At 59.6% G+C, this 14,233-nt stretch carries 14 protein-coding genes; 10 read left to right on the top strand and 4 right to left on the bottom strand.

Features of this window, described 5'->3' with window-relative positions; translation table 11 throughout:
* Positions 1 to 312: 312 nt before the first annotated feature.
* Both aas and lplT read left to right on the top strand, forming a co-directional pair.
* Positions 313 to 2,466 (top strand): bifunctional acyl-ACP--phospholipid O-acyltransferase/long-chain-fatty-acid--ACP ligase, encoded by a 2,154-nt coding sequence (gene aas, locus HWW83_RS14770; protein ID WP_089192196.1) that lies wholly within the window; start codon positions 313 to 315, stop codon positions 2,464 to 2,466.
* On the top strand, positions 2,466 to 3,650 hold the full coding sequence (gene lplT, locus HWW83_RS14775; protein ID WP_033644843.1) for a lysophospholipid transporter LplT: 1,185 nt from the start codon (positions 2,466 to 2,468) through the stop codon (positions 3,648 to 3,650). The genes aas and lplT overlap by 1 nt, the downstream gene beginning before the upstream one ends.
* Positions 3,651 to 3,682: 32 nt before the next feature.
* On the opposite strand, the gene HWW83_RS14780 is transcribed toward lplT, so the two are convergent.
* The 4 genes from HWW83_RS14780 to mutH form a co-directional block, all read right to left on the bottom strand.
* Positions 3,683 to 4,723 (bottom strand): NADP(H)-dependent aldo-keto reductase, encoded by a 1,041-nt coding sequence (locus tag HWW83_RS14780; protein WP_176589390.1) that lies wholly within the window; start codon positions 4,721 to 4,723, stop codon positions 3,683 to 3,685.
* Positions 4,724 to 4,928: 205 nt separating this feature from the next.
* Entirely contained in the window at positions 4,929 to 5,147 is a 219-nt protein-coding gene (locus tag HWW83_RS14785) for a YgdI/YgdR family lipoprotein (protein WP_016929923.1), read from the bottom strand.
* A 155-nt stretch (positions 5,148 to 5,302) separates the two neighbouring features.
* The gene (locus tag HWW83_RS14790) at positions 5,303 to 6,019 is read right to left on the bottom strand and encodes a TerC family protein (RefSeq protein WP_033644847.1); all 717 of its coding nucleotides are present in this window, start codon (positions 6,017 to 6,019) and stop codon (positions 5,303 to 5,305) included.
* 100 nt (positions 6,020 to 6,119) lie between these two features.
* Complete coding sequence (gene mutH / locus HWW83_RS14795; RefSeq protein ID WP_033644848.1) at positions 6,120 to 6,806, bottom strand: DNA mismatch repair endonuclease MutH; 687 nt, start codon at positions 6,804 to 6,806, stop codon at positions 6,120 to 6,122.
* Positions 6,807 to 7,502: 696 nt separating this feature from the next.
* On the opposite strand from mutH, the gene rppH reads away from it, so the two are divergent.
* The 8 genes from rppH to HWW83_RS14835 all read left to right on the top strand — a co-directional run bounded on the left by rppH (position 7,503) and on the right by HWW83_RS14835 (position 14,225).
* Positions 7,503 to 8,030, top strand: coding sequence for an RNA pyrophosphohydrolase (gene rppH, locus HWW83_RS14800; RefSeq protein ID WP_004931849.1), 528 nt, complete (start codon positions 7,503 to 7,505; stop codon positions 8,028 to 8,030).
* A 12-nt stretch (positions 8,031 to 8,042) separates the two neighbouring features.
* The gene (ptsP, locus tag HWW83_RS14805) at positions 8,043 to 10,289 is read left to right on the top strand and encodes a phosphoenolpyruvate--protein phosphotransferase (RefSeq protein ID WP_129993599.1); all 2,247 of its coding nucleotides are present in this window, start codon (positions 8,043 to 8,045) and stop codon (positions 10,287 to 10,289) included.
* Positions 10,290 to 10,511: 222 nt separating this feature from the next.
* Positions 10,512 to 11,384: a prolipoprotein diacylglyceryl transferase gene (gene lgt / locus HWW83_RS14810; protein ID WP_015378920.1), complete on the top strand. Its 873-nt coding sequence runs from the start codon at positions 10,512 to 10,514 to the stop codon at positions 11,382 to 11,384.
* 7 nt (positions 11,385 to 11,391) lie between these two features.
* Complete coding sequence (gene thyA / locus HWW83_RS14815; protein WP_015378919.1) at positions 11,392 to 12,186, top strand: thymidylate synthase; 795 nt, start codon at positions 11,392 to 11,394, stop codon at positions 12,184 to 12,186.
* Between the two features lie 174 nt (positions 12,187 to 12,360).
* Complete coding sequence (locus tag HWW83_RS14820) at positions 12,361 to 12,864, top strand: prepilin peptidase-dependent protein (protein ID WP_129993598.1); 504 nt, start codon at positions 12,361 to 12,363, stop codon at positions 12,862 to 12,864.
* Positions 12,858 to 13,436: a prepilin peptidase-dependent protein gene (locus HWW83_RS14825; protein ID WP_033652127.1), complete on the top strand. Its 579-nt coding sequence runs from the start codon at positions 12,858 to 12,860 to the stop codon at positions 13,434 to 13,436. Before HWW83_RS14820 ends, HWW83_RS14825 begins: the two co-directional genes overlap by 7 nt.
* Entirely contained in the window at positions 13,433 to 13,879 is a 447-nt protein-coding gene (locus tag HWW83_RS14830; protein ID WP_129993597.1) for a YgdB family protein, read from the top strand. Before HWW83_RS14825 ends, HWW83_RS14830 begins: the two co-directional genes overlap by 4 nt.
* Positions 13,869 to 14,225 (top strand): prepilin-type N-terminal cleavage/methylation domain-containing protein, encoded by a 357-nt coding sequence (locus HWW83_RS14835; protein WP_015378915.1) that lies wholly within the window; start codon positions 13,869 to 13,871, stop codon positions 14,223 to 14,225. Before HWW83_RS14830 ends, HWW83_RS14835 begins: the two co-directional genes overlap by 11 nt.
* Positions 14,226 to 14,233 lie beyond the last annotated feature (8 nt).

Genomic DNA, 14,233 nt, shown 5'->3' on the forward strand with positions numbered 1-14,233 from the left:
TCGTTGTTATATTTATTTTCGTCGCTGCGGTAAGGTTTAAGTTTCATTGAGTTATTACAGCAGATCGTGGGAAATTTACAGCTGGTTGCATTTGGAGCAGAACTCTTGCGATTCGCCGGTAGTTTCCTGCACGCCATCTCTCTAGAGTAGGTGATCCCAGAGGTATTGATTGGTGAGAAATCAGCGTGCCTTGCATGCTGAAGCCATTTTCAATTGCACCAACCTACGCGGATGCGTAGGTTTTTTTTTGCCTGCCATATAGTATTCTTTTCCCTACAACGATTTACGCCTCCATGGCCAAGGGAGAAGGGCATGATCTTTTCACTGCTGCGCGCGCTGTTTCGCCTGTTGTTTCGGGTACGGGTCGAAGGGGACGTCCAGCACTTCGAACGGCAAAAATTACTGATTACGCCGAACCACGTCTCTTTCCTCGACGGCGTACTGCTGGCGCTGTTCCTGCCGATAAAACCGGTGTTTGCGGTCTATGCCAGTATCGGCGAGAGCTGGTTTATGCGCTGGCTGCGGCCTTACATCGATTTTGTCTCGCTCGATCCCACCAAGCCGATGGCCATCAAGCAACTGGTGCGCATGGTCGAGCAGGGACGGCCGATCGTGGTGTTCCCTGAAGGGCGCATCACCGTGACCGGCGCGCTGATGAAAATTTACGACGGAGCGGCGTTTATCGCCGCCAAATCGGGCGCGACCGTGGTGCCGGTGCGGATCGATGGCCCGGAGTTCAGCCCGTTTGGCCGCATGGCCGGGGTGTTCAAGATCCGCTGGTTCCCGCAAATCAGCATCCGCATCTTGCCGCCGACCACGCTGCCGATGCCGGAAGCGCCGCGCGCGCGTGAACGCCGGGCGCTGGCGGGCGATCGGCTGATGCAGATCATGATGTGGGCGCGCATGGAGACGCGCGAGCCGCAAACGCTGTTCCATGCTTTGCTGGCGGCGCAGCACCGCTATGGGCGCCGCAAGCCTTGCATCGAAGACATCGCTTTCAAAGAAGACAGTTACCAGACGCTAGTCAAGAAATCGCTGGGCGTCAGCCGCATTCTGCAGCGCTTTACCGCCGAGGGGGAGCACGTTGGGCTGCTGTTGCCCAACGCCACCATTACCGCGGCGGCGATCTTCGGCGCTTCGCTGCGCAATCGCATCCCGGCGATGCTCAACTACACCGCAGGCGCCAACGGCCTGAACAGCGCGATGACGGCCGCCGGCATCAAGACCATCGTCACCTCGCGCCAGTTTCTGGAGAAAGGCAAGCTGACCCACCTGCCGGAACAGGTGCCACAGGCTAACTGGGTGTATCTGGAAGATCTGAAAGAGACGGTCACGCTGGCGGATAAGCTGTGGATCCTGCGTCACTTGCTGCAGCCGCAGCGCGCGGCGTTGCCGCAACGTCCGGAGGATCCGGCGCTGATCCTGTTCACGTCCGGATCCGAAGGCCATCCCAAGGGCGTGGTGCATTCGCACGCCAGCCTGCTGGCCAACGTAGAACAAATCCGCACCATCGCCGATTTCACGCCGCGCGACCGCTTCATGTCGTCGCTGCCGCTGTTCCACTCGTTCGGCCTGACGGTGGGGCTGCTTACGCCGCTGATCACCGGCAGCCGCATTTTCCTCTACCCCAGCCCGCTGCACTATCGCGTGGTGCCGGAGCTGGTGTATGACCGTAACTGCACGGTGCTGTTCGGCACGGCGACCTTCCTTAACAACTATGCGCGCTTCGCGCATCCGTATGATTTTGCCCGCCTGCGCTATGTCGTGGCCGGCGCGGAGAAACTGGCGGACAGCACCAAACAGATCTACCAGGACAAATACGGCATCCGCATTCTGGAAGGCTATGGCGTGACCGAGTGCGCGCCGGTGGTCTCGATCAACGTGCCGCTGGCGACCAAGGTGGGCACCGTCGGCCGCATCATGCCGCAGATGGAGGCGCGTCTGATCGCGGTGCCGGGTATTGATAATGGCGGCCGTCTGCAGCTGAAGGGGCCGAATATCATGAAAGGCTATCTGCGGGTTGAACGCCCCGGCGAACTGGAGCCGCCGGCGGCGGAAGATGCGAACGGCGTGCTGCAGCCGGGCTGGTATGACACCGGCGATATCGTCAGCCTGGATGAGCAGGGTTACTGCACCATTCGCGGGCGCGTGAAGCGCTTCGCCAAGCTGGCGGGCGAGATGGTGTCGCTGGAAAGCGTCGAATTGCTGGCGCAACGGCTGTCGCCGGATAAACTGCATGCCGCCACGGTCAAAAGCGACAGCAGCAAAGGCGAGGCGTTGGTGCTGTTCACCACCGATCCCGCCATTACCCGCGAGGCATTGCTGCGGGTGGCGCGCGAACTGGGCAGCCCGGAGCTGGCGGTGCCGCGCGATATTCGCCTGTTGAAAACGCTGCCGGTGCTCGGCAGCGGCAAACCTGATTTCGTCACCCTGCGTCATATGGCCGAACAGCCGGAGAGTGCCTGATGAATCCTTCGACCGAATCCCCTTTGTTGTCACGCGGCATGATCGCGGTGATCAGCGCGCAGTTCCTTTCGGCGTTCGGCGACAATGCGTTGCTGTTCGCCACGCTGGCGTTGATCAAGCAGCAGCTGTATCCGGACTGGAGCCAGCCGATCCTGCAGATGGCCTTTGTCGCCACCTATATCATTCTGGCTCCGTTCGTCGGCCAGATCGCCGACAGCTTTGCCAAAGGGCGGGTGATGATGTTCGCCAACGCCCTGAAATTGGCGGGGGCATTGGTGATCTGTTTTGGGGGTAATCCGTTTCTGGGTTACAGCCTGGTCGGCGTGGGAGCCGCCGCGTATTCACCGGCTAAATACGGCATTCTGGGCGAGATCACCAGCGGCGAGAAACTGGTCAAGGCTAACGGCCTGATCGAGGCTTCGACCATTGCGGCCATTCTGACCGGTTCGGTGGCCGGTGGTATTCTGGCGGACTGGCACGTGGCGGCGGCGCTGGCGGCCTGCGCGTTGGTTTACGCGGGAGCGGTGGTCGCCAACCTGTATATTCCGCGTTTGGCGGCGGCGCGTCCTGGCGCTTCGTGGCGTCCGCAGGCCATGACGCACAGCTTCTTTGCTGCCTGCGTTACGCTGTGGCGCGATGGACAGACGCGTTTCTCATTGATTGGCACCAGCCTGTTTTGGGGGGCCGGCGTGACGCTGCGTTTTCTGCTGGTGCTGTGGGTACCGGTGGCGCTCGGCATCGCCGATAACGCCACGCCAACGCTGCTGAACGCCATGGTGGCCGTCGGCATCGTGGTGGGCGCAGGTGCCGCCGCGCGCTTCGTCACGCTTAAAACGGTGAAACGCTGTATGCCGGCCGGGATCCTGATCGGCGTCGCGGTCGCGGTGTTTGCGCTGCAAACGACCATGCTCAATGCCTACGTCTTGCTGGCGCTCATCGGCATGCTGGGGGGCTTCTTCGTCGTGCCGCTCAATGCGTTGCTGCAGGAGCGGGGCAAACATTCGGTCGGCGCCGGCAATGCGATCGCAGTCCAAAACCTGGGTGAAAACGCCGCGATGTTACTGATGCTGGGCCTGTATTCTTTGGTCGTGAAGCTGGGCGTGCCGGTGGTGGGCGTCGGCGTAGGGTTTGGCGTGGTGTTTGCGCTGGCGATTAGCGCGTTGTGGTGGTCGCAGCGGCGGTGAAACGGGGCGCAGCCAGGCTGCGCCCTCCGGCTTCAAGGCGCCGGAATGGTAAACCGGGTGTGGATTTCTTCGAGCGCCTGCAGCACGTCCTCATCCAGAATCACGTCGAGACTGTCGAGGTTGATTTTCAACTGCTCCACCGAGGTGGCGCCCAGCAGGGTGCTGGCGACGAACGGCTGCTGACGCACGAAGGCCAACGCCATCTGCGAAGGATCCAGCCCGTGTTTTTTGGCCAGCGCCACGTATTCGGCGATCGCCCGTTGGGTTTGCTGCCCTGAATAACGGTTGAAGCGGGTGAACAGCGTATTGCGCGCACCGGCCGGTTTAGCGTCGTTGAGGTATTTACCGCTCAGCGTGCCGAACGCCAGGCTGGAATAGGCCAGCAGTTCTACCCCTTCGTGCTGGCTGATTTCGGCCAGGCCAATCTCAAAGCTGCGGTTCAGCAGGCTGTACGGGTTTTGAATCGACACGATGCGCGGCAGCTCGTGTTTCTCCGCCAGTTGCAGATAGCGCATCACGCCCCAGGGCGTTTCGTTGGAGACCCCGATATAGCGAATTTTACCGGCGCGCACCTGCTCGGTCAGCGCCTCCAGGGTTTCCAGCAGCGTGACCGTGGCTTTGTCATCGGTATATTGATAGTTGAGTTTGCCAAAGCAGTTGGTGGCGCGCTGCGGCCAGTGCAATTGGTAAAGATCGAGATAATCGGTGTTCAGCCGCTTGAGGCTGGCGTCCAGAGCGGCGCGGATGTTTTTGCGATCGAGCGCCTGCTGCGGGCGGATGCTGCTGTCAGTGCCGCGCACCGGGCCCGAGACTTTGCTGGCCAGGACGATTTTTTCGCGATTGCCGCGCGCTTTGATCCAACTGCCGATATAGCTTTCGGTCAGGCCCTGGGTTTCCGGGCGGGGCGGCACCGGGTACAGTTCGGCGGTATCTATCAGGTTCACGCCTGCGGCCAATGCATAGTCCAGTTGCGCATGGGCGTCGGCTTCGCTGTTCTGTTCGCCAAAGGTCATGGTGCCCAGTCCCAGCACGCTCACTTCTAAAGAACTGTGGGGAATACGGTGGTATTGCATTAACGGCCTTCCTTTCTTGTTAGCGCTGACGGGCCGTGTGGCCCGGTGAAACAGGAGCCCAATTCAGAAGACGGCGCAAAGTCCGTCGGGCGGCGATGTCGCCTTTCCTGACTATAACCAAGCGGTGAAGATGGGGGAAGCGGATTCCGTGCGGACACGAATGAGGGCTACCGCGCTCGAGCGGGCGATAGCCGGCGTGCGGTGATTAGCGTTCGATAACCTGGGAAACCTGATCGCCGTTGATCTGGCGGTGATTGCCTTTCTCATCTTTATAACTGATGAGTCCGGTGTCTGTGTCGATCTCCGGTTTGCCTTGCGTCAGGATCATGTTGCCGTCTTTGGTCGCCATGACGTAGTCGCTGGAACATCCCGCCAAACCGGCGGCCATAACCAGCGCAGACACTGCCATTACCCACTTTTTCATCCTGCGGATCCTCGATTATGCAGAAAACAATGTTCTTTCAAGATTAGCAAACTCTTGGCAGAGAGCGTCTCAGATAAGTCTTTATCTGATAAGAAAAACTGAAATGAGGGGGCAACGAAACGGCGGAAGCCGCCGATGGCGGCCTCCGCGTAGGGTTATTCCGGCGAACGGTTTTTCTTGCTGCGCATCAGATTGAGCGCTTCTACCGACATGGAGAAGAACATGGCGAAGTAGATGTAGCCTTTCGGCACGTGCACCTGGAAACTTTCCAGCATCAGCGTGAAGCCCACCAGGATCAGGAACGCCAGCGCCAGCATTTTCACCGACGGATGGCGATTGACGAATTCGCCGATCGGCCGTGCGGCGAACATCATCACGCCGACGGCAATCACCACCGCCGCCATCATGATGAACAGGTGATCGGAAAGGCCTACGGCGGTAATCACCGAATCCAGGCTGAAGATGATATCCAACAGCATGATCTGTACGATCGCGCCGAAGAAGCTGTGCACCTTGGTGTGGTGCTCTTCTTCCGTGCCTTCGATGGTTTCGTGGATCTCTTTGCTGGCTTTCCAGATCAGGAACAATCCACCGAGCAGCAGGATCAGATCGCGGGCTGAAATGGCGTGATCCAGCACGGTGAACAGCGGGTGCGTCAAGCGGATCACCCAGGCGATGGAGGCCAGCAGCGCCAGGCGCATCAGCATGGCGGCGGCCAAGCCCATTCGGCGAGCTTTGTTCTGTTGCGCTTTGGGCAGCTTCGCCACCACCAGCGACAGAAAAATGATGTTATCAATACCCAGTACGATCTCAAGAATGGTTAGCGTACCTAACGCTAACCAGGCATTGGGATCCATAATCCATTCGAACATTGCCCGACACACCTTAATACTTAATAAATGCAAAGGGTGAATTATACGCGTTTATCGTGGCGCTGACAGGGCTAGCTAAACCAGAGTTAAACGAAATCGCCTAGATTGAGAAATGTCTTGCCAGCAGCGCGCCGGTAAAACCCTTTTTCAGATAGAAACCGCGCGGCAGCGTCATGATAGGTTGCCCCTGTTCGCCGATGGCTTCGGTGAGCGCCTTGTTGTTGGCCGCTTTGGGGCGCAGTTGCAGCACTTCGCCGTGGCGTGCGGTGATGCGTTCTACGTGACCGAGCACAATCAGATCCATCAGCTCTTCCCAATCGCGGCGCAGCATCTCTTCTTCTGCAGCGCTCGGGCTCCACAGCAGCGGCGAACCGACGCGGCGCTGCGCCAGCGGGATTTGCCGTTCGCCCTCTACCGGTATCCACAACACGCGCGCCAGCTTGTGGCGAACGTGGCTGCTGGCCCAGGTGACGCCGCTGTTGCCGGTGAGCGGGGCCACGCAGACGAAAGTGGTCTCCAGCGGTTTGCCGGCGGCGTCGACAGGAATGGTTTTCAGCTCAATGCCCAGCTCGGGAAAATCCTGTTCCGGTTTGCTGCCGGCCATGGCGCCGAGGTACAGCTCCAGCAGCATGCCCACCCAGCCTTTATCGCGCTTCAGATCCTTGGGGATCGGCAACTGCGCGCGGGCGGCCAGTTCGCCAAAACTGAAGCCGGCCAGCGCCTGAGCGCGCTCGAACAGCTGCCGTTCATTTTCCGGCGGGGGCGGCAGAGGGGATAAAAACGCCATAAATCAAGCCTGTCGAATTTGGTTGAAAAACGTACTGCAAAGATACACGGGAAACGGTAACCCCAGTCGCCTGGGGAAAAGAATAATAGTAGCATGATTTTACATGACTTTTTTTCTTTCCTTGCGCGGGCGACAATGCACCCGCGAGGCTTGTTCACCTGAAGCCACCGACAATAAACAGGATCTTACACCTATTTATCCACAGATTTATGGGATAACCCAAATTTTTACCGATCACTGGTTCAATTTACAGCCTTGACTCGGGCGGTTTTTTACGAATTTGTCCGTTTTGTGCGTAACTTGCCCGGATAATCTGTGGATAAAAACGGCGTTGGTGGATCTTTCGCCAGGGTAAGATCCTTACCGTGCATAGATCACATTTTTGCCCTGTACATAACTGTGGGGTGTTGGTTAATTATATGTTTTTAGGAGTAATATTGTTTTTTCGGTGTGAGGAGGGATTTTCGGGGACGAGAGTTTTACCGGCTTATCCCTCGAGTTCTACACACACCTATCCACAGAAAAAGTGAATAAAACCGGTCTGAAATGCCGATGCATGTTTATAACTTTGCCTATATCTGTGAGTTATCCCAATGTTATCCGGCCCGCAGCGCCGTAAAGCAGTGGTTTACCGCCTGTAGCTTGTGTGAAACAATCAGGACATCTATGCGAATTTAAGCTTATCGAGGTAGTCCGGTGATCGATGATGATGGCTACCGCCCGAATGTTGGTATCGTAATCTGTAATCGTCAGGGGCAGGTCTTATGGGCCCGCCGTTACGGTCAGCACTCCTGGCAGTTTCCCCAAGGTGGGATTAACCCTGGCGAAACTGCGGAGCAGGCGATGTACCGTGAGCTGTTCGAAGAAGTGGGGCTGAGTAAAAAGGATGTGCGCATCCTGGCTTCGACCCGCAACTGGTTGCGCTATAAATTGCCGAAACGTTTGGTGCGTTGGGACACAAAGCCGGTTTGTATCGGCCAAAAGCAAAAATGGTTTTTGTTGCAGCTACTGTGCAATGACGCTGATATCAACATGCAGCGCAGCAGCACACCGGAGTTCGACGGTTGGCGCTGGGTGAGCTTCTGGTATCCGGTGCGCCAGGTGGTGTCGTTTAAACGCGACGTCTACCGCCGGGTGATGAAAGAATTCGCCGTGACCGTGATGCCGATGCAAGAGCAGGCGGCGCCGCGGCAGGCCCCCGCTTATCGCCGAAAGAGAGGTTAAGTTAAGCCGACTATGCTCACGCGCTTGCGAGAAATTGTAGAGAAGGTGGCCGCGGCGGCCAGTCTGACGGATGCGCTGGATCTGCTGGTCAATGAAACCTGTCTGGCGATGGACACCGAAGTGTGCTCCATTTACCTGGCGGACAACGATCGCCGCTGTTACTACCTGATGGCCACGCGCGGGCTGAAAAAGCCGCGCGGGCGCACTATCGCATTGGCGTTTGACGAAGGTGTCGTCGGGTTGGTCGGCCGCCGGGCCGAACCCATCAACCTGGCCGATGCCCAAAGCCATCCCAGCTTCAAGTACGTTCCGCAGGTCAAAGAGGATCGTTTCCGATCCTTCCTCGGGGTACCGATCATTCACCGGCGCCAGCTGTTGGGGGTGTTGGTGGTGCAGCAGCGCGAGCTGCGCCAGTTCGACGAAAGCGAAGAGTCGTTCATGGTCACCCTGGCCACGCAGATGGCCGGGATCCTTTCACAGTCGCAGCTTAATGCCATTTTCGGCCAGTATCGCCAAACGCGCGTGCGCGCGCTGGCGGCCTCGCCCGGCGTAGCGGTGGCGGAAGGGTGGCAGGACAGCAGCCAGCCTTCGCTCGATCAGGTTTACCGCGCGTCGACGCTGGACACCGCCAGCGAGCGCGAGCGCCTGACGTTGGCGTTGGAAGAGGCCGGCGCGGAATTTCGCCGCTTCAGCAAGCGTTTTGCCGGCAGCTCGCAAAAAGAGAGCGCGGCGATCTTCGATCTTTATTCTCACCTGCTAAACGACGCCCGCCTCAAGCGCGAATTGTTCGCCGAAATTGACAACGGCTCGGTGGCGGAATGGGCGGTGAAGCAGGTGATAGAAGCCTTTGCCGAACAGTTCGCCAAACTGCAGGACACCTATATGCGCGAGCGCGGCAGCGACCTGCGCGCGCTGGGCCAGCGCCTGCTGTTCCACCTCGACGACACCACTCAGGGCGCCACCCAGTGGCCGGCGCGTTTTGTGCTGGTGGCGGATGAACTGACCGCGACATTGCTGGCCGAAGTGCCGCAGGATCGCCTGGTTGGCGTGGTCGTGCGCGACGGCGCCGCCAATTCGCATGCGGCGATTTTGGTGCGGGCGATGGGGGTGCCGACGGTGATGGGCGCCGACATCCAGCCTTCTCTGCTCAGCCAGCGGCTGCTGATCGTTGATGGGTATCGCGGCGAACTGCTGGTCGATCCTGAGCCGGTGCTGGTGCAGGAATACCAACGGCTGATCAGCGAAGAACAGGAACTGAGCAAGCTGGCGGAAGACGACGTCGAACAGCCGGCGCAGTTGAAAAGCGGCGAACGCGTTCAGGTGATGTTGAACGCCGGCCTCAGCCCGGAACATGAACAGCTGTTGGGCGGCCGGGTGGACGGCGTGGGGTTGTACCGCACTGAAATTCCGTTCATGTTGCAAAGCGGTTTCCCTTCTGAAGAAGAACAGGTCGCGCAGTATCAAGGCATGCTGCAGCTTTACCCCAACAAACCGGTCACGCTGCGCACGCTGGACATCGGCGCCGACAAGCAACTGCCCTACATGCCGATCAGCGAAGAAAATCCCTGCCTGGGCTGGCGCGGCATTCGCATCACTCTGGACCAGCCGGAGATTTTTTTGATACAGGTGCGCGCCATGCTGCGCGCCAATGCCGGCACCGGCAACCTGGGCATTTTGCTGCCGATGGTCACCAGCCTGGAAGAGGTCGATGAGGCCAAGCGCCTGATTGACCGCGCCGGGCGCGAGGTGGAAGAGGTGCTTGGCTACGCGATCCCGAAACCGAAAATCGGCGTGATGCTGGAAGTGCCGTCGATGATTTTCCTGATCCCGCATTTGGCCGGGCGCGTCGACTTCATCTCGGTAGGCACCAACGATTTGACCCAGTACCTGCTGGCGGTTGATCGCAACAACACGCGGGTAGCCTCGCTGTACGACAGCCTGCATCCCGCGATGCTGCAGGTGCTGAAGCTGATCGCCGAACAGGGGAAAGCGGCCGGGCTGCAGCTTAGCCTGTGCGGTGAACTGGCCGGCGATCCGATGGGCGCGCTGTTGCTGGTAGGCATGGGCTATCGCAATCTGAGCATGAACGGACGCAGCGTGGCGCGCATCAAATACCTGCTGCGGCATATCGATCTTGCCGACGCCGAAGTGTTGGCGCACCGAGTGTTGAACACCCAAATGACCACGGAAGTGCGCCATTTGGTGGCGGCGTTTATGGAGCGACGCGGCATGGGCGGGTTGATTCGCGGCGGCAGATAATCGCCGCGCGATGTGATTTTTTTACAGAACTTTTCCCGCGCTGCCGGCCCGGACCGCGCTAAGCCTATGTTATGATGCGCAACCTCAGCGCGACGCATGTTCGTCGTCTTGCAAACCGCAGTGGCCAACGCTGCCGTTTGAAAGGCGTGTGACAACCTGCGCCGACGTTTGGCACCTGCCGCCCCCGCATGGGGAAAAATAACAGACATGTTGTGGTGATAGATGAGCAATAGCTATCTGGCGTTTCCTAAATTTGATCCGGTCATTTTCTCCATTGGCCCGGTTTCTTTGCATTGGTACGGCCTGATGTATCTGGTCGGCTTCGTTTTTGCCATGTGGCTGGCGGTGCGCCGCGCCAACAAGCCGGGCAGCGGCTGGACCAAAGACGAAGTGGAAAACCTGCTCTACGCCGGTTTCCTGGGCGTATTCGTCGGCGGCCGCGTGGGCTATGTGCTGTTCTACAACCTGCCGTTGTTCCTGGATAATCCGCTATATCTGTTTAAAGTCTGGGATGGCGGCATGTCGTTCCACGGCGGATTGATGGGGGTGATTCTGGTGATGTTCTGGTTCGCTCGCCGCACCAAACGCACCTTCTTCCAGGTTTCCGATTTTATCGCGCCATTGATCCCGTTCGGTTTGGGCGCCGGCCGCCTCGGCAACTTCATCAACGGTGAACTGTGGGGCCGCGTGACCACCGACACCCCTTGGGCGATGCTGTTCCCAAGCTCGCGCAGCGAAGACGTGGCGCTCGCCGCCGCCGATCCTTCTCTGCTGCCGCTGCTGAATCAGTATGGCGTGCTGCCGCGTCACCCGTCCCAGCTGTATGAACTGCTGCTTGAAGGCGTGGTGCTGTTTATCATTCTGAACCTGTTCATCCGCAAGCCGCGGCCGATGGGTGCCGTATCGGGCCTGTTCCTGATCGGTTATGGCGCATTCCGCATCATCGTTGAAGCGTTCCGCCAGCCGGATGCCCAGCTTGGCCTGTTCGACGGCGTGATCAGCATGGGGCAGATCCTGTCCATCCCGATGGTGGTGGCCGGTGTTATTATGATGATTTGGGCGTACCGTCGTCGCCCGCAGCAACAACTGTCGTGAGGGACAAATGAAACAGTATCTGGATTTGATGAACAAGGTGCTCGCCGAGGGCACTCCTAAAGCCGACCGTACCGGCACTGGCACGTTGTCGATTTTCGGCCACCAGATGCGTTTCAATTTGCAGGAAGGCTTCCCGTTGGTGACCACCAAGAAATGTCATCTGCGTTCGATCATTCATGAGCTGTTGTGGTTCCTGAACGGCGATACCAACATCGCCTATCTGCGTGACAACAAGGTCACCATTTGGGACGAGTGGGCCGATGAAAACGGCGATCTCGGCCCGGTGTACGGCAAGCAGTGGCGAGCCTGGGGGGCGGCGGACGGTCGTCAGATCGATCAGCTGAGCAACGTGCTCCAGCAACTGAAACAAGATCCGGATTCGCGCCGCATCATCGTTTCCGCCTGGAACGTCGGTGAGCTGGACCAGATGGCGCTGGCGCCGTGCCACGCGTTCTTCCAGTTCTACGTGGCGGACGGCAAACTCTCTTGCCAGCTGTACCAGCGTTCCTGCGACGTGTTCCTCGGCCTGCCGTTCAACATCGCCAGCTACGCGCTGTTGGTGCATATGATGGCGCAGCAGTGCGATTTGGACGTCGGCGACTTCGTCTGGACCGGTGGCGATACCCATCTGTACAGTAATCATATGGAACAGACGAAGCTGCAGTTGACGCGTGAACCCCGTCCGTTGCCGAAGCTGGTGATCAAACGCAAGCCGGCTTCGCTGTTCGATTACCGTTTCGAAGACTTCGAGATCGAAGGTTACGATCCGCACCCGGCCATCAAGGCGCCGGTCGCGATCTGACCTTAACCGCATCACACCAGGGGCGCAGCGATTGCGCCCCTTTTTTTATCCGCATTGCGCGCCGCGCCGCATTTTATTGTCGCCATTTGTCGCTATAGGGAAAACATTGCGCAGCTTGCCGCAAGGCTTGCGCATGCGGCTTTACCGCCTTGTTACGGCCCTTAAACTGGCCGCATGAAAGAAAATACGCTCTCGAACATCGATGACCGCCAGCGTGGCATGACGCTGATTGAGCTGTTGGCGGCGCTCCTGATCGCCGGCATGCTCACCGGCTGGGGCGTCGGTCAATGGCGCCACCATCAGCAAACGTTGCGCCTGGAACATACTGCCCAGCAGATGCTGGCATTTTTACTGCGACTGCAGGCGGACGCCAACTGGCGCAACCGCACGACGCTGCTGTGGTTCAAGAACGGCACGCCCTGGTGCCTGGGCGGCGGTGTGCCGCCGCCGGATTGCGCTTCCGCCGAGGGTTCCGTTTTCTCACCGTCTTACCGCGACGTCGTTTTGAGCGGCTACACCGACAAAGAGATCGGGTTTTACGGCTTGCGCAATACCGCGCAGGCGGGGCACATCCTGCTCAGCAACGAGGCAGGCGGCCTGCGGCTGGTGCTGTCCGCCCGAGGGCGGCTGCGTTTGTGCAGCGAAGGGCTCCGGATAAGGGGGACCGCGCCATGCTGACTGTCGAACGCGGTTTTACCTTGCCGGAGGTGATGTTGGCGCTGGTGTTCGGCAGCGTGATCGCGCTCGGCGCCGCGAAAACCTACCCGCTGTTGCGCCAGCAAAACGTGGCCGTCGGCCAGCATTTTCGGCTGGAGTCAACGCTGCGGCAACTGGCGTTCGGCATCGAGAAGGACCTGCGCCGCGCCGGTTTCTGTGCCGGGCAGTGCGCCGGCCGCCCGCTGCTGATCGGCCAGGCGGCGGGAGAAGCGGCGGGCAGCTGCGTTATCGTCGCTTACGACATCACCCGCAGCGGGCAATGGCTCACCTCGGGCGAGGATGCAGGTTATTTCGGTTATCGGCTGCGCAATGGCGGCTTGGAAGGGCAGCGCGGCGTAAGCCAATGCGACGGCGGCGGCTGGGAGCGGCTGCTCGATCGTGACGAAGTGCGCATTGAGCGGTTTCATGTGGCGATAGAGCGCGGGGAGCATGGCGGTGCGCTGGGCCGTTTGACTCTGGCGGGGCGCTCTGTCGGCGATGCGCGTATCAGGCGCAGCCTGAGCGGGAACGTCGAAATGGCGGCGTTGCCATGAACCGGCGGAGCCAGCGAGGCGGCAGCACTTTGGCGGCGGTAATGTTGCTGTTGGCGTTGGGGTTGATGTTGCTCAATGCCCAGCACCGGCAATTGGATAACGCGCTGTTACTGGCCGCCGATCAGCAGCGCTACCTCCAGGCTTACAATCAGGCCGCTTCGGCGCTGAGTTGGGGCATGCTCCAGCGTTGGCCGCGCGCCGAGCTGAGTGCGGCGGCCTGGTTATGCAGGCAGCGCGCGGAACTGACGGCCTGCGCCCGGCTGTCTGCCAGAGCGGGCGTCGTGACGGTACGCGGCCTTGGGGAGATGCGTGGCGGTGAGCCGCTTTGGCTGTATCAATGGGGCGCGTTTGACGGTGTGGAATCGGTCGGCAGGGTGCAAGCGCAGCCGGGCGGCCGGCTGGATTTTTGCCCCGAGAAAAGGCCGGCCGACTGTGAGGGTTAACGCTCGCGCAGGGCGGTTATCCCGCAACGGCTTCAGCCTGCCGGAAGTGTTGGTGGCGGCATTGTTGTTCTCGGTGTCGCTGCTGGGCTTGTTACAGTATCATCAGGTGCTGTTGCAGTCGTTCCAGCGCCAGTGGCACTACCGGCAAGCCTGGGTGATGGCGCATCAGCAGTTGGAGGCATTCGCCGTCACCGGTCGGCTCGATGCCGAACCGCTGCCGGAAGGCTGGCGACGCGAGACGGCGTTCGACGGCGCGGATGCGGATTGCCGCCGATTGACGGTCAGAGTACAAACTCCGCAACGGCAGTGGGCGACGCTGAGCCGCTGGTATTGCACCCGTTTTTGAGCCGGTAC

The sequence above is a fragment of the Serratia ureilytica genome, assembly GCF_013375155.1.
Classification (GTDB): Bacteria; Pseudomonadota; Gammaproteobacteria; order Enterobacterales; family Enterobacteriaceae; genus Serratia; species Serratia ureilytica.